General features: G+C 56.6%; 23 protein-coding genes. 12 read left to right on the forward strand and 11 right to left on the reverse strand.

Going from position 1 to position 21,282, the window contains the following annotated elements; all coding sequences use genetic code 11:
* The first annotated feature begins 27 nt into the window (after positions 1-27).
* The 3 genes from xylB (at position 28) to VGM55_RS21885 (ending at position 3,158) form a co-directional block, all read left to right on the forward strand.
* Positions 28-1,482 carry a xylulokinase gene (gene xylB / locus VGM55_RS21875; protein WP_331636682.1) on the forward strand — a complete coding sequence of 485 codons (1,455 nt, stop codon included), beginning with the start codon at positions 28-30 and terminating at the stop codon, positions 1,480-1,482.
* 213 nt (positions 1,483-1,695) lie between these two features.
* The gene (locus VGM55_RS21880) at positions 1,696-2,238 is read left to right on the forward strand and encodes an isochorismatase family protein (RefSeq protein ID WP_331636684.1); all 543 of its coding nucleotides are present in this window, start codon (positions 1,696-1,698) and stop codon (positions 2,236-2,238) included.
* On the forward strand, positions 2,235-3,158 hold the full coding sequence (locus tag VGM55_RS21885; RefSeq protein WP_331636685.1) for a GlxA family transcriptional regulator: 924 nt from the start codon (positions 2,235-2,237) through the stop codon (positions 3,156-3,158). The genes VGM55_RS21880 and VGM55_RS21885 overlap by 4 nt, the downstream gene beginning before the upstream one ends.
* Here the strand turns inward: VGM55_RS21885 and VGM55_RS21890 are convergent.
* On the reverse strand, positions 3,155-4,150 hold the full coding sequence (locus tag VGM55_RS21890; protein ID WP_154187331.1) for an acyltransferase: 996 nt from the start codon (positions 4,148-4,150) through the stop codon (positions 3,155-3,157). The genes VGM55_RS21885 and VGM55_RS21890 overlap by 4 nt on opposite strands.
* Positions 4,151-4,299: 149 nt before the next feature.
* Here VGM55_RS21890 and VGM55_RS21895 point away from each other — a divergent pair, with 149 nt between their 5' ends.
* From VGM55_RS21895 to tcp, 4 genes are all read left to right on the forward strand, one after another.
* Positions 4,300-4,638: a YsaB family lipoprotein gene (locus VGM55_RS21895; protein ID WP_154187516.1), complete on the forward strand. Its 339-nt coding sequence runs from the start codon at positions 4,300-4,302 to the stop codon at positions 4,636-4,638.
* Positions 4,639-4,746: 108 nt separating this feature from the next.
* Positions 4,747-5,658: a glycine--tRNA ligase subunit alpha gene (glyQ, locus tag VGM55_RS21900; protein WP_154187332.1), complete on the forward strand. Its 912-nt coding sequence runs from the start codon at positions 4,747-4,749 to the stop codon at positions 5,656-5,658.
* A 10-nt stretch (positions 5,659-5,668) separates the two neighbouring features.
* The gene (gene glyS, locus VGM55_RS21905; protein WP_331636687.1) at positions 5,669-7,738 is read left to right on the forward strand and encodes a glycine--tRNA ligase subunit beta; all 2,070 of its coding nucleotides are present in this window, start codon (positions 5,669-5,671) and stop codon (positions 7,736-7,738) included.
* 324 nt (positions 7,739-8,062) lie between these two features.
* A complete protein-coding gene (tcp, locus tag VGM55_RS21910) occupies positions 8,063-9,721 on the forward strand; it encodes a methyl-accepting chemotaxis citrate transducer (protein ID WP_331636689.1) in 1,659 nt (552 codons plus the stop codon).
* A 65-nt stretch (positions 9,722-9,786) separates the two neighbouring features.
* Here tcp and VGM55_RS21915 read toward each other — a convergent pair whose 3' ends face one another.
* A complete protein-coding gene (locus VGM55_RS21915; RefSeq protein WP_038477456.1) occupies positions 9,787-10,074 on the reverse strand; it encodes an HTH-type transcriptional regulator in 288 nt (95 codons plus the stop codon).
* A gap of 390 nt (positions 10,075-10,464) precedes the next feature.
* Here VGM55_RS21915 and VGM55_RS21920 point away from each other — a divergent pair, with 390 nt between their 5' ends.
* The 3 genes from VGM55_RS21920 to VGM55_RS21930 all read left to right on the forward strand — a co-directional run bounded on the left by VGM55_RS21920 (position 10,465) and on the right by VGM55_RS21930 (position 11,950).
* Positions 10,465-11,175, forward strand: a complete 711-nt coding sequence (locus VGM55_RS21920) for a DUF3053 domain-containing protein (RefSeq protein WP_038483066.1) — start codon at positions 10,465-10,467, stop codon at positions 11,173-11,175.
* Between the two features lie 145 nt (positions 11,176-11,320).
* Positions 11,321-11,590: a hypothetical protein gene (locus tag VGM55_RS21925; protein WP_154187335.1), complete on the forward strand. Its 270-nt coding sequence runs from the start codon at positions 11,321-11,323 to the stop codon at positions 11,588-11,590.
* Between the two features lie 15 nt (positions 11,591-11,605).
* Entirely contained in the window at positions 11,606-11,950 is a 345-nt protein-coding gene (locus VGM55_RS21930) for a hypothetical protein (RefSeq protein ID WP_154187336.1), read from the forward strand.
* A 24-nt stretch (positions 11,951-11,974) separates the two neighbouring features.
* Here VGM55_RS21930 and ghrB read toward each other — a convergent pair whose 3' ends face one another.
* From ghrB to parS, 9 genes are all read right to left on the reverse strand, one after another.
* Positions 11,975-12,949, reverse strand: coding sequence for a glyoxylate/hydroxypyruvate reductase GhrB (gene ghrB / locus VGM55_RS21935; RefSeq protein WP_154187337.1), 975 nt, complete (start codon positions 12,947-12,949; stop codon positions 11,975-11,977).
* A 56-nt stretch (positions 12,950-13,005) separates the two neighbouring features.
* The gene (locus tag VGM55_RS21940) at positions 13,006-14,289 is read right to left on the reverse strand and encodes an MFS transporter (RefSeq protein WP_154187338.1); all 1,284 of its coding nucleotides are present in this window, start codon (positions 14,287-14,289) and stop codon (positions 13,006-13,008) included.
* 68 nt (positions 14,290-14,357) lie between these two features.
* Entirely contained in the window at positions 14,358-15,293 is a 936-nt protein-coding gene (locus VGM55_RS21945; RefSeq protein ID WP_331636690.1) for a sugar kinase, read from the reverse strand.
* Between the two features lie 2 nt (positions 15,294-15,295).
* On the reverse strand, positions 15,296-16,045 hold the full coding sequence (locus VGM55_RS21950) for a sugar phosphate isomerase/epimerase family protein (RefSeq protein WP_154187340.1): 750 nt from the start codon (positions 16,043-16,045) through the stop codon (positions 15,296-15,298).
* 113 nt (positions 16,046-16,158) lie between these two features.
* Complete coding sequence (locus VGM55_RS21955) at positions 16,159-17,178, reverse strand: LacI family DNA-binding transcriptional regulator (RefSeq protein WP_331636691.1); 1,020 nt, start codon at positions 17,176-17,178, stop codon at positions 16,159-16,161.
* Between the two features lie 79 nt (positions 17,179-17,257).
* Positions 17,258-18,151, reverse strand: a complete 894-nt coding sequence (locus tag VGM55_RS21960) for a LysR family transcriptional regulator (protein ID WP_154187342.1) — start codon at positions 18,149-18,151, stop codon at positions 17,258-17,260.
* 61 nt (positions 18,152-18,212) lie between these two features.
* On the reverse strand, positions 18,213-19,400 hold the full coding sequence (locus VGM55_RS21965) for an MFS transporter (protein ID WP_154187343.1): 1,188 nt from the start codon (positions 19,398-19,400) through the stop codon (positions 18,213-18,215).
* Positions 19,401-19,524: 124 nt separating this feature from the next.
* On the reverse strand, positions 19,525-19,983 hold the full coding sequence (locus tag VGM55_RS21970; RefSeq protein ID WP_154187344.1) for an RES family NAD+ phosphorylase: 459 nt from the start codon (positions 19,981-19,983) through the stop codon (positions 19,525-19,527).
* Positions 19,980-20,423 carry a type II toxin-antitoxin system Xre/ParS family antitoxin gene (parS, locus tag VGM55_RS21975; protein WP_154187345.1) on the reverse strand — a complete coding sequence of 148 codons (444 nt, stop codon included), beginning with the start codon at positions 20,421-20,423 and terminating at the stop codon, positions 19,980-19,982. Before parS ends, VGM55_RS21970 begins: the two co-directional genes overlap by 4 nt.
* Positions 20,424-20,578: 155 nt before the next feature.
* Here parS and vapB point away from each other — a divergent pair, with 155 nt between their 5' ends.
* Together vapB and vapC are read left to right on the forward strand one after the other, a co-directional pair.
* On the forward strand, positions 20,579-20,809 hold the full coding sequence (gene vapB / locus VGM55_RS21980; protein WP_154187346.1) for a type II toxin-antitoxin system VapB family antitoxin: 231 nt from the start codon (positions 20,579-20,581) through the stop codon (positions 20,807-20,809).
* Complete coding sequence (gene vapC, locus VGM55_RS21985; protein ID WP_331636692.1) at positions 20,809-21,213, forward strand: type II toxin-antitoxin system tRNA(fMet)-specific endonuclease VapC; 405 nt, start codon at positions 20,809-20,811, stop codon at positions 21,211-21,213. The genes vapB and vapC overlap by 1 nt, the downstream gene beginning before the upstream one ends.
* Positions 21,214-21,282: the final 69 nt, after the last annotated feature.

A 21,282-nucleotide genomic window follows, 5' to 3' on the forward strand; every position in this document is an offset into this window, starting at 1 on the left:
AAAGCGGCGCGATATTAAGGAGCTACCATGTATATCGGCATCGATCTTGGCACGTCGGGCGTGAAGGTAATCCTGCTGAGTGAAGCAGGCGAGGTGGTGGCTGCACACAGCGAGTCGCTGACCGTTTCCCGGCCTCACTCCCTTTGGTCCGAGCAGGATCCCGAACACTGGTGGCAGGCCACAGACCGCGCGATGCGTGCGCTAGGGGCGGAACGCTCTTTTAGCGGCGTAAAGGCGATTGGGCTTGCCGGCCAGATGCATGGCGCGACGTTACTGGACAGCAAACAGCGCGTGCTTCGCCCGGCCATTCTTTGGAACGATGGCCGCAGCGGCGAGGAGTGTGCGCTGCTGGAAAGTAATGTCGAAGAGTCCAGAGCGATAACCGGCAACCTGATGATGCCGGGCTTTACCGCGCCGAAACTGCTGTGGGTCGAGCGACACGAGCCCGATATTTTTGCGCAAATTGATAAAGTGCTGCTGCCGAAGGACTACCTGCGCCTGAGGATGACCGGTGAATTTGCCAGTGATATGTCCGACGCGGCGGGTACGATGTGGCTGGATGTGGCCCGCCGGGACTGGAGCGACACCATGCTCGATGCCTGCCGCCTCTCTCGCCAGCATATGCCCGAATTGTTTGAGGGCAGCGAAATCACCGGCGTGCTGAAGCGCGATGTCGCCGAAAGCTGGAATATGCCTGCGGTGCCCGTGGTGGCGGGCGGCGGTGATAATGCCGCCGGGGCTATCGGCGTCGGGATGGTGGACGCCGGGCAGGCCATGCTCTCGCTCGGCACCTCCGGCGTCTATTTCGCCGTAAGCGACGGTTTTCGCAGTAAGCCGGAAAGCGCGGTACACAGTTTTTGCCATGCGTTACCCAACCGTTGGCACCTGATGTCGGTCATGCTAAGCGCGGCCTCTTGCCTTGACTGGGCGGCAAAACTCACCGGCCTGGGCAGCGTTCCGGCTCTGCTGGCTGCGGCTGAACAGGCGGATCGGGATGCGGGTGTCGTCTGGTTTTTGCCCTATCTTTCCGGTGAACGGACTCCGCACAACAACCCACAGGCTAAAGGCACCTTTTTTGGTCTGACCCATCAACATGGCCCCGCCGAGCTTGCCCGTGCGGTGCTGGAAGGCGTGGGTTATGCGCTGGCGGACGGCATGGATATTGTTCATGAATGCGGCATTACGCCGGACAGCGTCACGCTGATTGGCGGTGGCGCCCGTAGCCCGTACTGGCGGCAAATGCTGGCCGATATCAGCGGCCAGGTGCTGGACTACCGCACCGGCGGCGACGTTGGGCCCGCGCTCGGTGCGGCTCGCCTGGCGCAAATAGCGCTTTCACCGGGTCAGTCTTTGCAGGCGCTGCTGCCTCAGCTGCCTCTCGAGCAGCGGCATCGGCCGGATTTTGCGCTGCACCAGCGCTATGCCGGTAGACGGCAGGTATTCAACCAACTCTATCAGCAGCTGTTGCCGCTGATGTCCTGATGACCGTGAGAGTAGGGTAGACACAGGCGACGGGGAACCTTGTTTATTCCCTCTTCCTTTTAGGGAGAGGGCCAGGGTGAGGGTAAAACAAGCCGCGACGTTGTGGCTGAAGGGCATCGTCTCAAACCAACACTATCCTGTCCGTTTTTGGTATTAGCGTCTGCGGAATCCCTTGTCAGAATGGTTTTAAGCAAACCAATGAGGAGTCCGAATATGTCACGTACGGCGCTGATTAACATCGATACCCAACAGTCTTTCTTCCACCGGAATTACTGGCAAGAGGACGATGTCCCTGCGTTTCAGCAGGCGATGCTGACGCTTATTACGGGCTGCCAGCAGAAAGGTGTGCCGGTGGTGGATATCTTCCACGTGGATGAAGATGATGTCTTTTCGCTGGCTTCCGGATTTGTTACGCCGATGTCGTTTTTACAGCATCAGGCGGCGGTCAGTTTTCAGAAGCACATTCATAACGCCTTTACCGATACCGGGCTCGATCGCTGGCTTCGCGCCCGTGACATCAACCACCTGATTATCTGTGGGATCCGCACCGAGCAATGCTGTGAGACCACCGCGCGCGTTGCCTCTGACCTGGGTTACCGGGTTTCTTTCGTGAGCGAAGCCATGCTCACCTTCCCGATGACCTGGAAAGGCGTTACGCTGGACGCAGCCACCCTGCGCCACCGCACTGAAACCGTGCTGGCCGGGCGGTTCGCCGAAATACAAACCGTAGCCGAATGTCTGGAGTCGCTGGAATGAGTATAGGGGTCTGGTTTGTGGTGCTGCCGGGGGTCTTGTCCCTCGACCTGAGCGGCCCGGCGGAAACGCTGGGGCTGGCCGGGAAGGCTTTTGACCTGCACTACATTGGCCCGGACCCTCAGGTTGAAACCTCCATCGGCCTGACCTTCAGCGGCATTCAGCCGTTACCGGAACAGCTTCCCGCCGGGAGCCTGCTGGTGCTGCCTGGGGTATGCGACTCAAACCGATTTTTTGCCACGCCCCAGGCGGAAGAGGTCAGGCGCTGGTTAACCCGCCTACAGCCGCAAATCCACAGCCAACAGCTTAATCTGATGTGCGTGTGCTCCGGGGCGCTGCTGGCGGCGCGGGCTGGGCTGATGCACGGCATTCAGTGCACAACGCATCATGACGTCCTTGAGCGATTGAAAGCGGCGGCCCCCGGCGCGCAGGTCAAAGACAACCGGATTTTTGTTGAAGACCGGGGGATTTGGACCAGCGCCGGGATCACCTCCGGGATCGATCTTTCCCTGCATTTGATTAACCGCTACTGCGGCCCGCGGGTGGCGCTTGAAGTGGCCCGAGAAATGGTCGTCTGGTTCCGCCGTTCCGGCGACGACCCGCAGCTATCGCCCTGGCTTCGCTACCGGAACCATATTCATCCTGCCGTGCACCGTGCGCAGGATCTGCTTGCCGCCTCGCCTGAAGCGCCCTGGCCGGTACCGGAAATTGCCGACCGGGTTCACGTCAGCCCCCGGCATTTATCCCGCCTGTTTCAGCAGCATCTGGGCATATCCGTGCGCGACTATCTGGAACAGCTGCGGCTTGCGGTAGCGGAACAGCGGCTACAGCAGGGGCAGCGGCTGGAGCAGGCGGCCAGCGCCGCCGGGTTTTCCTCCCCGCGACAGCTGCATCGGGCGCGGGGCAGAATGCGCGGCGCTTAGCTAACCAGTTTTTTGCGGTCGAGCTTTCCAACGGCAACGGCCAGCAGCAGGCTTCCCGCCAGCGTTGCGCCGAAGATCCACAGAATATCCAGCACCGGCCAGTGGGTCAGCTCAATATTATGGGTGCGCAGGTAATGGATAATCAGCGCATGAAAACCATAAATACCCAGCGAGTAGCGTGAGATAAACGTCAGGCCGGGCAGCGGACGCTGGTTCAGGCAGTTCTTCGCGACGACCAGCAGGCTGATGGCGGCGATAAACACCAGCGGGCCACAATAGACGTAGAAAGTCTCGGCGAAGTTCTGGTTAATCTCCAATTGCCGATGAGTGCCGAGCGCAATGGAAATAACGCAAATCACAAACAGGCCGCCCGCCAGGCCACTGACGCCTTTTCTTTGGGTATCGAGCATGCCAATCGCCCGGCCTAAAAGCCCGTAAAGCACGTAATAGAAGGTGTCGCCATTAATATAGAGGTTAACGGGCAGCCAGCGCATATTGCCCAACGTCTGCGGTACCGTGTTGGGGTTGGCCACCACGCCGAGCAGCACCATCAGCCCAAGGATTGTTACGGCGCTGACCTTTTTCACCTGTATCAGCGGCGAAAGCAGGTAAATCACCATAATCGCGAAGAAGAACCACAGGTGATAGAACACCGGTTTTACCAGGATGTAGCGCAGCGCAAGGCCGACGCTTATCGGGGTAAACAGCCAGATATAGAGCAGCGCAATGGCGCTATAAAACAGCAGGCAGCTGGCTATGCGAAGAAAGTGGCGCTGCTGGGCGCTGCGCTCGCCAAAAAACAGGTACCCGGAAATCATGAAAAACAGCGGTACGCTGACGCGTGAGGCTGAGTTCAAAACGTTTGAAAAATCCCAGCTAAAATCGGTCACGCTGTGCGGATTGGTGATGTACCAGGTCGTTGTATGGATCATCACGACCATCAGGCAGGCAATGCCCCTAAGGTTATCAATCCAGTTAATTTTTTGCTGCATTCGTTCCCCTGAACCTGCTTTTAATACCTGCGCCCGGATATTTCTGAGTTTGTGTTGCGTATCTTGCTATCCCCATGACGGCTTCGCAGAATGCATGGTTCACGGGGAATATGAATAAGAAACCGAGTTTAACGTACTGGTAGCGAATGATGATGGTAGAAAGAAAAAATAGACTCATCCTGGCCGCATTTTTCGCGTTTATTCTCAGTGGTTGTAGTGTTCCACAGCAGGAAAATCACTTTTCACCGCAGGCTCGCCCGATTGTTCACACCGAGGCGATGGAACTTGCCTGTAAAAACCAGGCCGCTTTCCGCTACAACACCCAGCCGCAGCGCATTAATTTGTCCGACTTTAAGCAGTACCAGGCAAGCTATGAAATGATGGGCAGTACTGCCCGCAAAGAAGGTTTTACCTGCTCATTTGATGAAAGTGGTCAATTTTCACACCTTTCCAGCCGCGAAAACCTCAACCAACGCGCAACAACCTGACGGCTTTTCCTCAGCCAGCCGTTCCGTTGCCGTGTTGATACAACTCGACCGCGTTTGCGTATATACTGGCCGCTTCTCTTAAATCCACCGAACGCGTGCGAATTCAACATGCAAAAGTTTGATACCAAGACCTTTCAAGGCCTGATCCTGACTTTACAGGACTACTGGGCTCGCCAGGGCTGCACCATTGTTCAACCTTTGGACATGGAAGTAGGCGCAGGCACCTCTCACCCGATGACCAGCCTGCGCGCCTTAGGCCCGGAACCAATGGCCACCGCTTACGTGCAGCCGTCCCGCCGTCCTACCGATGGCCGCTACGGCGAAAACCCGAACCGTTTACAGCACTACTATCAGTTCCAGGTGGTGATTAAGCCTTCCCCGGACAACATTCAGGAGCTGTACCTCGGGTCTCTGAAAGAGCTGGGTATGGATCCAACGATTCATGACATTCGCTTCGTGGAAGATAACTGGGAAAACCCAACGCTTGGCGCATGGGGCCTGGGCTGGGAAGTCTGGCTCAACGGTATGGAAGTGACGCAGTTCACCTACTTCCAGCAGGTCGGTGGCCTGGAGTGCAAGCCTGTTACCGGCGAAATCACCTACGGCTTAGAGCGCCTTGCGATGTACATTCAGGGCGTAGACAGCGTTTACGACCTCGTGTGGAGCGACGGCCCGCTGGGTAAAACCACCTACGGCGACGTGTTCCACCAGAACGAAGTGGAGCAGTCCACCTATAACTTCGAATACGCCGACGTGGACTTCCTGTTCACCTGCTTTGAGCAGTACGAGAAAGAAGCGCAGCAGTTGCTGGCGCTGGACACTCCGCTGCCGCTGCCGGCCTACGAACGTATTCTGAAAGCCGCTCACAGCTTTAACCTGCTGGATGCACGCAAGGCCATCTCCGTGACCGAGCGTCAGCGCTACATTCTGCGCATTCGCACCCTGACCAAAGCCGTGGCCGAAGCCTACTACGCTTCTCGTGAAGCGCTTGGCTTCCCGATGTGCAATAAGAACAACTAGAGAGGCAGGCATGTCTGAAAAAACTTTTCTGGTGGAGATCGGCACTGAAGAGCTGCCACCAAAAGCCCTGCGCAGCCTGGCTGAATCCTTCGCTGCCAACGTTACCGCCGAGCTGGATGCGGCCAACATCGCCCACGGCGAAGTAAAATGGTTTGCGGCTCCGCGTCGCCTGGCGCTGAAAATTGCTAAACTGGCAGCTTCTCAGCCGGATCGCGAAGTCGAAAAACGCGGCCCTGCGGTGTCTGCGGCGTTTGACGCCGAAGGCAAACCAAGCAAAGCCGCCGAAGGCTGGGCTCGTGGCTGCGGAATTACCGTTGACCAGGCCGAGCGTCTGGCGACCGACAAAGGCGAATGGCTGATGTACCGCGCCCATGTGAAGGGCGAAAGCGTGCAGGCTCTGCTGCCGAACATGATCGCCACTTCCCTGGCGAAACTGCCGATTCCTAAGCTGATGCGCTGGGGCGCGTCCGACATTCAGTTCGTGCGCCCGGTTCACACCGTGACGCTGCTGCTGGGTGACGAACTGATCCCTGCCACTATTCTGGGCATTCAGTCAGATCGCGTGATTCGCGGCCACCGCTTTATGGGCGAGCCGGAGTTCACCATCGACAATGCCGACCAGTACCCGCAGATCCTGCTGGAGCGCGGGAAGGTCATTGCTGATTACGAAGCGCGTAAAGCCACCATCAAACGTGATGCTGAAGAAGCCGCCCGTAAAATTGGCGGTAACGCGGACCTGAGCGAAAGCCTGCTGGAAGAAGTTACCTCGCTGGTGGAATGGCCGGTGGTGCTGACCGCGAAGTTTGAAGAGAAATTCCTGGCCGTGCCTGCCGAAGCGCTGGTTTACACCATGAAAGGTGACCAGAAGTACTTCCCGGTTTACGACAACGACGGCAAGCTGCTGCCAAACTTCATCTTCGTGACGAACATCGAGTCGAAAGACCCGGTGCAGATCATTTCCGGTAACGAGAAGGTGGTTCGCCCGCGCCTGGCGGATGCCGAGTTCTTCTTCAATACCGACCGTAAAAAGCGTCTGGAAGACAATCTGCCGCGCCTGGAAACCGTTCTGTTCCAGAAAGAGCTGGGCACCCTGCGCGACAAAACCAACCGCATCGAAGCGCTTTCCGGCTGGATTGCCGGCCAGATTGGCGCAGACGTGAATCATGCAACCCGCGCGGGCCTGCTGTCCAAGTGTGACCTGATGACCAACATGGTGTTCGAGTTTACCGACACCCAGGGCATCATGGGCATGCACTACGCCCGTCACGACGGCGAAGCGGAAGACGTAGCGGTTGCGCTAAACGAGCAGTATCAGCCTCGCTTTGCGGGCGATGAACTGCCGTCTAACCTGGTGGCCTGTGCGGTGGCGATTGCCGACAAGATGGACACCCTTGCGGGCATCTTCGGCATTGGTCAGCATCCGAAAGGCGATAAAGACCCGTTCGCGCTGCGCCGTGCCGCGCTGGGCGTGCTGCGCATTATCGTTGAGAAAAACCTGCCGCTGGATCTGCAGACCCTGACCGAAGAAGCGGCTCGCCTCTACGGCAGCAAGCTGACCAACACCAACGTGGTGGATGAGGTTATCGACTTTATGCTGGGCCGCTTCCGCGCCTGGTATCAGGAAGAAGGCCACGCGGTTGACACAATTCAGGCGGTGCTGGCGCGTCGTCCAACTAAACCGGCGGACTTCGACGCTCGCATGAAGGCGGTTTCCCACTTCCGCACTCTGGAAGCGGCGGCGTCGCTGGCGGCGGCTAACAAGCGTGTGTCCAACATTCTTGCCAAGTCCGATGAAGTGCTGAACGACATCGTGCATGCTTCCGTCCTGAAAGAGGCCGAAGAAATTCGCCTGGCGACTAACGTGGTGGTGCTGCGCGATAAGCTGCAGCCGTACTTCGCCGAAGGCCGTTACCAGGAAGCCCTGGAAGAGCTGGCCAACCTGCGCGAGCCGGTGGATGAGTTCTTCGACAAGGTAATGGTTAACGCGGAAGATAAAGAGCTGCGTATTAACCGCCTGACGCTGCTGACCAAGCTGCGCGAGCTGTTCCTGCAGGTGGCGGATATCTCCCTGCTGCAGTAATGGCTTAAAAGCCTGTCGCTATCAGAAACCCGCTTCGGCGGGTTAATTTGCCGACAAAGAGGGAAAAGCGTGGTTTTTCCCTCTTTGTGATTATCAGTTGAAAATCAATGAATTGATTTTCCTGGTTTATTCTAAAATCCATTCCATGCAGTGCTTCTCGTCATTTTGATCGCCTTTCTCATAAAGTCCCCTTCGAATTTTTATTAATTTTTTTACTTTCAAATATCAATGGATTAACAAAAAGTCGCGCCAGGGGCGATAAGGTAAATTTGCGCCGAACCGATATATCTAATATCGCCTATCACCTCAGGAATGTTCGGCACCATGAAAAATATCAAAGTCATCACCGGAATCGTTACTACGCTTGGGATCTTCAGCGCGTTATTGCTGGTGACAGGGGCGCTGTTCTATTCCGCAGTCAGTAGCGATCGCCTTAACTTTCAACATACCGGGTTGCTAAATTATCAGCAGGAGCAGCTGGGCGGAAGCTTCCAGACGCTGGTCGAAACCCGCGTGACCATCAACCGGGTGGCGATTCGTATCCTGAAAAATCAGCGCGATCCGGCTTCGCTGGAGGCAATGAATAAGCTACTGGGCCACGCTGGCGTCCTGCTTGCCGATGCGCAAAAGCAATTCTCCAATTACATGAACTCCGACGATGTTCCAGGCCAGGATAAAGCCATCGACGACAAAGCGGCCGCCAGCTTTAAGCAGATGCATGGCGTTATGGAACAGTCCATTGGGTTCCTGAAGGCCGATAACTACCAGGCTTACGGCAACCTTGATGCCCAGCAGGCGCAGGACGACTTCAAGGCGGTCTACGAGCAATGGCTGGCTCAGAACACTCGCCTGCTGAAAGCCTCCAGTGAACATAATCAAAGCAGTTATACCGGCATGCTGTGGACGCTGGGGACTATTTTTCTGATTGTTATTGCCGCGCTGGTGGCTATCTGGTTGGGTCTGCAGCGCGTACTGCTGTGGCCGTTAAAAACCGTTATGGGGCATATCCAGGCTATCTCCGAGGGGGATTTAACCCGCACTATCGAAGCGGAAGGGCGCAGCGAAATGAGCCGCCTGTCTGCCGGGCTGAAAACCATGCAGCAGTCGCTGATTAAAACCGTCAGTTCGGTGCGCGACAACGCCGATTCAATTTACACCGGTGCCAGCGAAATATCTGCCGGCAGCAGCGATCTCTCCTCCCGCACCGAGCAGCAGGCGGCGGCGCTGGAAGAGACGGCGGCCAGTATGGAGCAGCTTACTGCGACCGTGAAGCAAAACACCGACAACGCGCGGCAGGCCACCGGGCTGGCGAAAAATGCCTCCGAAACCGCACAGAAAGGTGGCCGTGTGGTGGATAGCGTGGTCAACACCATGAGCGAAATCGCCGAGAGCTCCGGCAAAATTGTGGATATCACCAGCGTTATCGATAGCATTGCCTTCCAGACCAATATCCTGGCGCTTAACGCCGCGGTAGAAGCTGCCCGTGCGGGGGAGCAAGGACGTGGGTTTGCCGTTGTTGCGGGTGAGGTACGAACGCTGGCCAGCCGTAGCGCACAGGCCGCGAAAGAAATTAAAGTGCTGATTGAAAACTCGGTATCGCGCATTGATACCGGCTCAAGCCAGGTTCGCGAAGCGGGCGAGACGATGAAGGAAATTGTTTCGGCGGTCACCCGCGTAACGGACATCATGGGTGAAATCGCTTCGGCTTCTGAAGAGCAGAGCAAAGGCATTGAGCAGGTGGCACAGGCGGTGTCCGAGATGGATAGCGTGACGCAGCAGAACGCCTCGCTGGTGGAAGAGTCAGCTTCTGCCGCTGCAGCGCTGGAAGATCAGGCAAGCGAACTGCGTCAGGCTGTAGCGGTGTTCCAGCTTCAGCAGGCCGGAGGGCGTCGTGTGGAGCCAGTGCAGGAAAAACTCCGTCCACAGTCCGTTGCGCTTAAACCGCAGTCTTCAGGCGCGGATGCTAACTGGGAGACGTTCTAATCCCGGCGCTAAAATGACAAACCCCGCATCATAGCGGGGTTGTTTTCAAACGCAGCAACGATTTTCTAGCTTATTAACTGCTTACTTAGGCCTGGATTGGCCTGAATCAGACGCATCAATTTCATTTCGGTGCTTGAGGGCTTGAGTCGTCTGGACTCCCATTCCTGCACCATCGTGACGCTAACCCCCATCGCCTGAGCAAAATCATCGATTTTTAGTCCGGTACTTTTGCGTAGCTGCTCAAACTCCGAGAAGGCGCTGGGTTTCTGACTCAGGCTAATGACCTGATTATCTTTAAAAACAATCTGCTCAAGACTGCTAAGCAGCTCAACCATTGGATCTTTATATTCCATTGAGAACTCCTCATAAATCACACAGCGAGAACGTGAACGCAAAGAAGCCTATTAACTGTAGCTGGATTTAAAGCGTGCGTAGGATCACGTTCATTGCTGAACGCGCTGCGAAAAATGCTTATGCGTTTCAGCTGAATGCCCAGGCGAAGTAAGCGCTTGAAAAGGCTCTGAAGGGAATCGTTAGTATAAATGTGTAAATAGTTATGCAAATCCTTAGCAAGCTAATCCAGCGTGGGCCATTTTGCCGCTTTCTCGCTTTTTCCTGAGGGGGTGAGTAAGCATGAGAGATTATTGCGAAAGGGTATCTTGCGAAGGACTGTTGGACTATTCTTAGCATCGTTATTGGGTGGCAATTTGCCAGGTAGTGCATTGGTGATAGGAGTAGAAATGATGGCGACAGGTAAGTCCTGGTCTCGCTGGTTTGCGCCGCTGGCGGCGTTGTTAATGGTGGTGAGCCTGAGTGGTTGCTTCGATAAAGAAGGCGACCAGCGCAAGGCGTTCATCGATTTTCTGCAAAATACGGCTATGCGTAGCGGCGATCGCCTGCCAACGCTGACGTCCGATCAGAAAAAACAGTTTGGCCCGCTGGTCTCCGACTACGCCATTTTATACGGTTTCTCCCAGCAGGTAAGCCAGGCCATGGACGAAGGAATGAAGCCGGTCGTGGATAGCGTGAATAGCATCCGCGCCCCGCAGGATTATATGACCCAGCGTGATGCGCTGCGCCAGGCTAACGGTTCGCTGAACGTCCTCGGCCAGCAGGTTCAGAACGCAAAAATGCAGGCTGACGGCGCGCTGGCTGCGTTGAAACAGCCTGACGATCTGAAAACCGTTTACTACCAGGTCTATCAGAAAGTGGTGACCGGCCCGGCGAACGCCATGGCGCCGCTGATCCCAGCCGCGCAAACCCTGACCCAGCAGCTGGTGCAGGTGGGTGATTTTATCGCTCAGCAGGGGACTCAGGTTGGTTTTGCTAACGGCGGTATTCAGTTCCCGACTTCCCAGCAGGCAAGCCAGTACAACTCGTTGATTGGTCCGCTGTCCGCTCAGCATCAGGCGTTTACTCAGGCCTGGAGCGCGGCACAGACCGCAATGCAGTAAATTTAGTAAGCTAAGAAAAGGCGGAGCGCTTAACGGCGACTCCGCTTTTTTTATGGGCAGCGAATGGTGACAAATTTAGGCTAAATTTGACCCCGCCTTTCATTGCTCATAAAATAGACGCTACCTGTGTTATTGGAGCGAAACCATGCCTAAAACAATGTCGCAAAAAACGGCGCGTGAAAGCTTTAGCACCCCTGGGGTCTTTGAAGGGGGAGCCTGGATCACCAAAAACGGTGTGGCAGAGTTATATGTTCAGACGGCCGCAGAGCGCCAGCTTGAAGAAGCAGAGAAAATGAGGGAGCGTCAGAATAATGCGTTACTCAAACTCATCATGAAGGCAAAGCAGGAAGCCGCCAGCGGTGATACCTTGTCTCCTGATGAGGCGCTGGAAAAACTGCGTCAATCCAGGAAATAAGAGGGATTATCAAGGATGAGCCGATCGATTACTCTTGCTGAAACAGCGGTAACCAGCCTCCAGGATCTCGAGTTTTTTAAAGCGCAATTTATAGGTAATAACGAAGCAGCAAAGCTGATTGATGACCTGTTGTTACGTTCAGTTTCGGCCATTTCTCTCGATCCTGCCCGCTATCGATTTAACGGTATTTTGGCCGATAAAGGAATACGTATCCGGGAATGGCTGGATACAGATAATGAATACCGCTGCTTTTATGACGACGGCGATCCGTGCCGGGTAGTCATACTGCTTTATGCCAGTATGAAGGAGGATTTTGAGTCCGCCTTATACCGGCATAACGTGATTTATTCGACGGGCTAGCGTTTTTCTGGCCCGCCGAAAAAACTATTTCAGCACCTGCGGGTTCACGCAGTTCACTTCCACCTTGCCAGTCAGGGCGGTAATCAGGTTTTCCACCGCGCATTCTGCCATGCCATAGCGCGTTTCATGGGTGGCGGAGCCGATGTGCGGCAGAGCCACCACGTTTGGCATCCCGAGCAGCGGGGAGTCCAGCGGCAGCGGCTCTTGCTCGAAGACATCCAGCCCGGCGGCGTGAATTTTGCCCTCTTCCAGCGCCTGAATCAGCGCTTTCTCGTCAACCACCGGGCCGCGCCCGACGTTGATCAGAATGGCAGACGATTTCATCTTCGCAATTTGCTCTGCGCCAATCAGGTGGCGGGTTTCTTCGCTTAACGGCAGCAGGATACACACGAAATCAGACTCTGCCAGCAGGGTATCCAGGTCGCAGTAGCGGGCGTTAAAACGCTCTTCCGCCTCTTTATGATGGCGGCGGGCGTTGTACAGAATTGGCATGCTGAAGCCGAAATGCGCGCGCTGCGCCAGCGCCAGGCCGATGCGCCCCATGCCAAGAATACCGAGCGTTTTATGGTGCACGTCGATACCAAACCAGTCAGCATCAATGCTGCTTTGCCATTCGCCGACCTTCACGCGCTCGGCGACTTCCACCACGCGTCTTGCGCTGGAAAGGATCAGGGCCATTGCGGTATCGGCGACGGTTTCGGTCAACACCGTCGGCGTATGCATCAGCACCACCCCGCGCTCGTTCAGGGCCTCCACGTTAAAGTTGTCGTAGCCGACAGAAACGGTAGAAGCCGCGCGCAGCTTGGGCGTATTGGCCAGAAACGCAGCATCGACTTTGCCGCCGGAGCCCAGGATACCTTCCGCGTTGGCAAACAGATCCGCGTTCGCTTTTACGGTTTCCGGGCTGATATCGTCAAGCTGGGTGACGATAAAGTGGCTTTCAAGCCGGGACAGCAGGTTGTCAGGCAGCGCCTTGTAGAGGATGACGGACGGCTTCATGAGATTCTCCGTTTTCGGTTAAACGCGAACCGGGCGACAAAGCGCCCGGCGCGGGGTCAGGCGTGATGTGCGCCGGACGGGATTTGTTGATGGTTAGCAGGCTTAACAATCAGAGTAAGCCATACCGAGGCGAGCAGCGCCAGCCCCATAAAGACATAGGACGCCGCCGGGCTGCCCGTGGCGCCGTTCAGGTAACCCACAAACCACGAGCCGACGAAAGAACCCAGCGCACCCATGCTGTTGATTAAAGCCATCGCGCCGCCGGCCACGTTCTTCGGCAGCATCTCCGGGATAATGGCGAAGAACGGGCCGTACGGGGCGTACATTGCCGCCCCGGCAATCACCAGCAGCGTATAGGACACCCAGAAATGGTTGGCCCCGACCAGCCATGAGCCCAGGAACGCCAGCGCGCCAATCAGCAGCAGCGGCCAGACGAACAGCTTGCGGTTTTGCATTTTGTCCGACGCCCAGGAGACGGCGATCATCGCGATAGTCGCGGCCAGGTAAGGCACGGAAGAGAGCCAGCCGACCTCCACCATTCCCATGCCTGCCGCACCCGCGCTGCGGATAATCGACGGCAGCCACAGCACGAAACCGTACACGCCGATGCTCCAGGCGAAGTACTGCATACACAGGATAACCACGTTACGTGACCGGAAGGCTTCACCGTAGTTACGCACGGCTTTAATGCCTTCCTGTTCTTTCTGCAGCTGCGCCTGCAGTGCGGATTTTTCACCATCGGACAGCCAGCCCACCTGGGCAGGTTTATCTTTTACCAGCACCCACCAGGCAAACGCCCAGATAACCGCCGGGATCCCTTCGAAGATGAACATTTCGCGCCAGCCGAAGGCCTGAATCAGGTAGCCGGACACCACCGACATCCACAGCACGGTGACCGGGTTGCCGAGGATCAGGAAAGTATTGGCGCGGGAGCGTTCGGATTGGGTAAACCAGTTGCTGATATAAATCAGCATCGCCGGCATCACCGCCGCCTCAACCACGCCGAGCACAAAGCGAATGGCGGCCAGCATCGGAATGTTGCTCACCATGCCGGTCAGCGAGGCACAGCCGCCCCATAAGATCAGGCAGACGAAGATAAGTTTGCGCACGCTGCGGCGCTCGGCGTACATCGCCCCGGGGATCTGGAAGAAGAAGTAGCCGAGGAAGAACAGCGCGCCCAGTAGGGATGAAATCCCTTTGGTAATGCCGAGGTCATCGTTGATGCCTGCGGCGGAGGCGAAGCTGAAGTTGGCGCGGTCGAGGTAAGCCAGGCTATACGTGATAAACACGATAGGCATGATGTACCACCAGCGCTTTGGCGCGATTGTCTGGTTTTTCATGAGAGTGCCTCTATCTTGAGGTTAACCGTCTCGCTTTGTCTGTAGGGTACAGAGCGAGGGTGTCGGGTTTATTCGTCCAGTGCGCTTCGGGTCGGTAGCCCTTCGCTGTCACCGATGACCTGTATCGCCAGTGAGCCGATTTTGTTGCCCCGGCTGACGGCCTGATGCAAAGATCTCCCTTCCAGCAGGGCGCTTATCACCCCGACCGCAAAGCCGTCTCCGGCACCCACGGTATCCACTACGTTGTCTACTTTTACCGCCGCAACCGCGCCTTTCTCGCCGTCTGCGGTTTTATACCAGGCGCCGTCCGCGCCGGTTTTTAGCACCACGACTTTTACGCCATGATGAAGATAAAAATCGGCGATCCCTTCCGGGGTGTTTTGCCCGGTGAGCACGATGCCTTCTTTCACGCCGGGCAGCACCCAGTCGGCCTGGAAAGCCAGCTGGTTAAGCTGCTGCACCATTTCGGCTTCGCTGCGCCACAGCACCGGGCGCAGGTTAGGATCGAAGGAGAGCGTTTTGCCCTGCTGCTTCATCGTTTTTGCCGCGTGATTCAGCAGCTCCAGCGAGGTGCCTGACAGCGCTGCCGCCACGCCGCTCAGGTGTAGATGGCGCGCCGAGAGAAAGTATTCGGTATTGAAGTCGGCCACCGAAAGATGACTGGCGGCGGAGTCTTTACGGAAATATTCCACAATGGGATCGGTTCCATCTTCGACTTTGGATTTGAGCTGAAAGCCGGTGCGGAATTGCTCGTCTACTGTGACGGCGCGGGCGTCGATGTTTTCCTTCGCCAGCTGCTGTAGCACGTAGCGGCCAAAGGAGTCATTGCCTACGCGGCTCACCCAGCCCACGCTTAAGCCCAGGCGAGCCAGGCCTGTGGCGACGTTCAGCTCGGCACCGGCGGCGCGTTTAATAAAGTGCTCCGCGGCGGCCAGGTCGCCGGTTTCGCTGGCGACGAACATCGCCATCGCTTCACCAATTGTGATGACATCCAGCTGATGCATGGTTATTCCTCGCGTAAAAGATTGACGTAATGTCGGGTGACCGCGACCAGGTCTCGCCCTTCCAGCGGAAACTCAATGCCGCGCGGGGCATCTACCGGCAGCATGTTCAGCAGCCCTTTCCAGTCCGAACTGGCGTCATCCAGCGCCACGGCGCGGTAGTGGTTATGGTGGGCAACAGCCGTTTTCACATGGATATAGCTGACGGAAGGCGCCAGCGCGCGCGCGGCCTGCTGTGGGGAGTCATCCACCCACAGCCAGTTAGCCATGTCGAAAGTGAGCGTGACCGGCAGGTTGTGAACGTCACAGGCGGCCTGGAAGCGCTGCATTGGGGCCAGCTTTCCGCTGTCGGTTTGGTCATTTTCCACTACCAGCGCGACGGGGCTTTCGCTAAGCCACTGCTTCAGCGTGTCGAACATCCGGGCGTGGTTGAACTGCCCGAGAGAGAGTTTGAGCCAGCGGGCGTTCAGCTGATGAGCCTCTTGTAACAGCGAAGGGATCAGCGGGTTCAGCTTGCCGTCGCCCGTGAACAGCGGCTCCGGCGCGGAGTAGCAGGCTTCCAGCCCGTGCTGGGTGATTTCACCGGCCATCGTCGACAGGAAATCTAACTGCGCGGAGGTGAACAGTTCGCGGCGGATCTCCACGCCGTCGGCACCGGCTTCAGCGATAATGGGCAGCAAGGCCTGCTGCCCGCCGAGGGCGGCAATGCGGTCGTGGCCGTAGGCGGCGGTGACGACGATAATTTTTCGCGACATGGCGGTCTCCAGGGCGATAACAGCTGACTAACGATGTTATTACGCCAGATGGAACCGGTTCCAAAGAAAAGAACGCCAGTGCTAATTTTTGAGCGCCATCACGAACAAAAGATTTAGCGGGAGGTGGAGCCGCGCACGATAAGTTCGCCGGAAAAGACCTGCTCACGCACCGTTTCGCTGGTGCCTTCAATACGCCTCACGACCTGCTCCAGCGCGGCGTAGCCTATCTGCCAGGTCGGTTGCTTGAGGGTGGTAATGCCGACCCCGGCAAGCTCGGCCCATTCCAGCTCGTCAAAGCCCAGCAGGCCGATATCGCTCCCCCAATTCAGGCCAATGCGGCGTAATGATCGGGCAACCTGCAGGGTGAGCGCGCCGTTTGCGGAAATGACCGCTTTGCGCATCCCGCGGTGGCGAGTGTGGAACTGGCGCAGCGTGTTGTCGATTAACCCCGCTTCATGCAGCGGGGTTTCGGCATTTTCAGCAATAACGCCAGGATAACGCTCCAGCGTGCCGCGAAATGCTCGCAAACGCTCGCGACGGGTATTTACCATGCCCAGAGGTTCACTGAGGAACAGAATAGCTTCGAAGCCCTGCTCGATGAGGTGTTCGGTGGCGGTGGTTGCGGCCTGAATGTTGTCCAGCCCCACCACGTCGCAGGCAAAGTCCGGGATTTTACGATCGATAAGCACCATCGGCAGCGCGGACTGCTGCAGGCGGTTGAGCCCTTCTTCACGCATCCCAACCGCGTTGACCACGATCCCCTCAACCTGATAGCTGCGCAGCAGGTCGAGGTAGTGCAGCTCCTGATCGACTGCGTTGTTGGTGTTACACACCAGCGGTGTAAAGCCTTTCTCGCGGCAGGCGGCTTCAATGCCGCTAAGGACGTCGACGGAATAGGGATTGGTGATGTCGGCAATGATCAGGCCGATCAGCCGGGTGCGGCCTCGTTTCAGGCCACGGGCCATTTGACTTGGGCGGTAATCGAGTTCGGCAATAGCGCGCTCAATGCGCCCACGTAGGTCGTCGGACAGCGCGTTTTGCTCGCCGTTAAGGTAGCGGGAGACGCTGGTCTTCCCGGTCTTCGCCGCTTTTGCGACATCGCTTATCGTAGGGCGCGCTGCCTTGCCGTTCATAGCCGTCTCCAGAGGGGTAACCCAGCGGAGAGTAACATATTTTTATGCGGGGGTAAGTGAAGCCGCCTTCTGGACGTTATCAGGAGAATCGCGCCGTTGCCCACTCGATAAAGACGCGCAGTCTGGCGCTCAGATGGCGGTTGGAAGGGTACACCAAATACATCTGCTCCGGTGGAGGTTGGTACGCTTCGAGCACGCTTACCAGTTCGCCTCTATCAATGTGTGGCTGGGCGGCGAAGCGTACGGTCTGCACCATGGCGCTGCCGGAAAGCGCTACGGCCAGATGAGCGTTACTTTCGTTAACGCTGATTTGATAGCGGTGTTGTACCTCAATGGTTTTACCGCGATCGACAAAACGCAGCGGATAGATGCGGTCGTTACGCGCATGGCGGTAATGCGCGAGCGGGAAACCTTGCTCCAGTTCATCAGGCCGCGTGGGTGTGCCATAGCGCGCAAGATAGCCCGGCGTGGCGCAGGTTGCCCAGTCCATGGTAAACAGGCGGCGAGCAATAAGCGTGGAATCGACCAGCGGGCCGCTGCGTATGACGCAGTCGGCGCTGTCATTGATTAAATCCACCAGACGGTCACTCACGCCAAGGTCGATGGAGACGTCCGGGTAACGCTCAAGAAATTCGGGCAGGGCGGGGATCAGCACCTGGCGCGCCATTGATCCACCGGCATCCACCCGCAGCACGCCCTGAGGCTCTGTTTGCGATTCGGTCATACTGCCTTCCATCTGCTCAAGGTCGGCGAGCCATTTCACGGTACGACGGTAGTAGCATTCACCCTCTTTGGTCACTGAGACGCTGCGGGTTGTGCGCTGAAAAAGCTTGGTTTGCAGGTGGTTTTCCAGGTTTTGAATCAGCTTGGTGACGGTGGCCTTGGGCATACGTAGGGAGTCGGCGGCACGGGTGAACCCCCCGGTTTCGACAACACGGTTGAATACACGGATGGCCAGCAGGTGATGATCCATAAAATCCTCAGCGATCTCAAAACCCTGCCTCAGGCAGGGTTTTGTTTATCGACGTAAATAATCATCCACACTGTTTAGCGCTAATCATTCTGGTACGCAAGGAGAGGCCGAATACCAACGTTGCCGAAAGGATAAGCGCGCCGCCAAACAACATCGCGCTACTGACGCCGTGCCAGTCCACCACCTCACCGCCCAGCAGCGCGCCGGAGGCCAGAGCAATCTGAATCACGGTGACGAGCAGTGATTGCCCGGCTTCCGGTGCGTCCGGCACCGCTTCGAACATCCAGTTTGTGGCGCAGACCGGTACGGCACCAAAAGCCAAACCCCAGACCAGCACCATTAGCGTGGCGCCCGCCAGGCCGCTAAGCAGCGGGGAAACGATCAGAATACTGGCCAGCATCGCCGCCACCAGAATAAAGGTCCAGCGCAGGCTATGCTCCGCCAGGCGTTCACCGGCGAAAGTACCCAACAGTCCTACGGCACCATAGGCCAGCAGCTGGAAGGTAATCGCCGACGGGCTAAGAACAAACACCTGCTGAAGCAGCGGGCGCAGGTAGGTATAAGCCGAGAAGTGGCCAACAAACAGCAGCACGATGGCGATTAACCCAATGCGTGCCATCGGCAGGCGCAGGGGAGACAGCAGATCCTGCACGGTAATCGCGCGGCTTGGCGGTACCGAGGTCAGAAGGCGTAGCTGCGCCAATAAAGTGATTGCTGCCAGCCCCGCGCTGGCAAAGAAAGCGGTACGCCAGCCGAACAGGTCACCAATCAGCGCTCCTGCCGGAACGCCACAAACGGCGCCAACGGAGACGCCGCTGACGATAAGCGCCACGGCGCGACCCTGGCTGGACTCGGGAACCAGATGGCGGCCATAGTTCATGGAAAATGACCAGAACCCCCCGACGCAGATGCCGAGTAATATGCGGCCCAGCAGCATCATCGGAAAGTTAATTGCCAGGGCGGAAACCAGGTTAGAAACGACCAACAGCAGCGACAGGCCAAGCATCAGCAGGCGGCGATCGAGGCTGCCGGAGGCGAGGCTGAGCACGGGGGCTGCCACGGCGGCAACAATGCCGGGCATAGTGACCATCAGCCCGGCCGTTCCGGTGGAGACGCCAAGCGAAGGCGCGATATTGGTCAGCAGGCCGATGGGCAGGAATTCGGTGGTAACCATCACAAAGCAGGCTACGGTCAGGGAAAAGACCGCAATCCACGGTGATGATGCAGGTTTATCTTTATTATTTAGCATAGTACCGCACTTCCTCAGAGGAACGCATGAGTGATAAGGATCACAATTTACGCAGTCGTGGGCGGCGGATAAATGCGGTATTTATGATTACACTGTTTCTGAGGGTGAATAATTCCGTCAGGCACTACTTTAATCGTTCATCAAATCTAAAAGGAATCGCTTTTGCTGAGGCGAGAATGGAGGGGGTATCGGGATGAATGGGGTTCAGCAGGTAGTTAAATTCAACCGGCGAGACGGCGCTGGGAACGCGCAAAAGCGCCGAAGACTGGCTGGTTGCCCACTCATCGCCAAGGGCGGCAAGTGCCGGAGATGCTTCAGACGCGGCCCAGTCTTTCGGCAGACGGGCAATATCGACGGTTTGGCTCAATGTTTCCCCGGCTTCCACGCACAGCAGGGTAAAAGAATCCAGCAGCCTGGCGGCGTTCAGATGCACCAGCGTTTCCAGCATGGTGAGCGAGGCCGCCTCCGACAAATAAACCATCGATGTGCCTGGGTTGTTCCAGCGGCCCCCGCCTTCCCTTGCCCCATAGCCGGACCACGCAGAGGAAAGATAGCGTGTTTTCGTCAGGCGGTAGAGCTTCATGACCAGACTCCGTGCTCCAGCCTCGTAATCAGCTTCATCACCTCATAAGCCCCCGCCTCGGATGTCACCAACTCGGCAGGGGATTTCCAGCCCAGAGCACGAACGGGTTCGTTAAGCCAGCGGCGGGCAGCGGCTTTGTCGCCTTCGAACAGTTCAACCGCCCTGTCCAGTACGCGGATGAAACGCACGATCTTCTCGCTTTGTTCCGGCGTAAAGCCGTGCTTGATACTGCGGCTGAAAGTGGTATTCGGAATGCCTGTGATGCGTTTGAACTCGCTTTGGGTGATGTCCGCCCATTCCATCACCAGAGAAGCGACATCGCCGCTCAGCCCATTATCAATCTGAGCGACAACGGCGATGCCTTCCGCACTTTTCAGCCCGGCGGCCTGCCACAAACGCTGTGGAGGTGACGTGTTTTCGGATGGTGTAAAAATCTTCATCGCTTATCTCCCATTTGGTCATTTAATTATATCCATATGGTGTGTGGTGAGCAAATGTACAGCTCTTATGTTGGTGTATTGTATATCCCATTGACATATCCCTTTGTGGCGTTATCCTTTAGTGAGTGAAAAATGAACAGAAAAGGAGGCCTTTGATGGAAAAGACAACGGTATTTAAAAGTAATCGTAGCCAGGCCGTTCGTTTACCTAAAGCGGTTGCCTTGCCAGAGGATGTGAAGCATGTGGATATTGTTGCTATCGGCAGAACACGTGTGATCACCCCGGCTGGTGAAAGCTGGGATAGTTGGTTTAATGGCGATAGCGTGACGGCAGACTTTATGTCAGACAGAGAACAGCCGGACGAACAACTCAGGGAAGAGTTTTAATGCTTAAGTACATGCTGGATACCAATATTTGTATCTTTACTATAAAGAATAAACCGCAGCTCGTTCGTGAAGCTTTTAATCAATATTATGGGCAAATGTGCATCAGTTCGGTCACCTTAATGGAGTTGATTTATGGTGCAGAAAAATCACTTCATCCGGAGAAAAATCTGGCCGTTATTGAAGGGTTTGCTGCCCGTCTTGATGTTCTGGCTTATGGAACCGATGCTGCGGTAAACACCGGGCAGGCTCGCGCAGAGCTGGCAAAAAAAGGTACTCCGATTGGCCCCTATGACAGCATGATTGCCGGACATGCGCGTTCCCTTGGCTTAATAGTGGTAACCAATAATATTCGGGAGTTCAATCGTGTGCCGGGGCTAAGGCTTGAAGACTGGACTGTGCGGTAAAAGTCTTTTTATGAACGGAGAAACCGACGCTCTCACGTCAGTTTCGCAGTAAACAGAAGCAGGCTGTGC

Origin of the sequence: Cedecea sp., from assembly GCF_036500665.1 — a bacterium.
Lineage (GTDB): Bacteria > Pseudomonadota > Gammaproteobacteria > Enterobacterales > Enterobacteriaceae > Cedecea.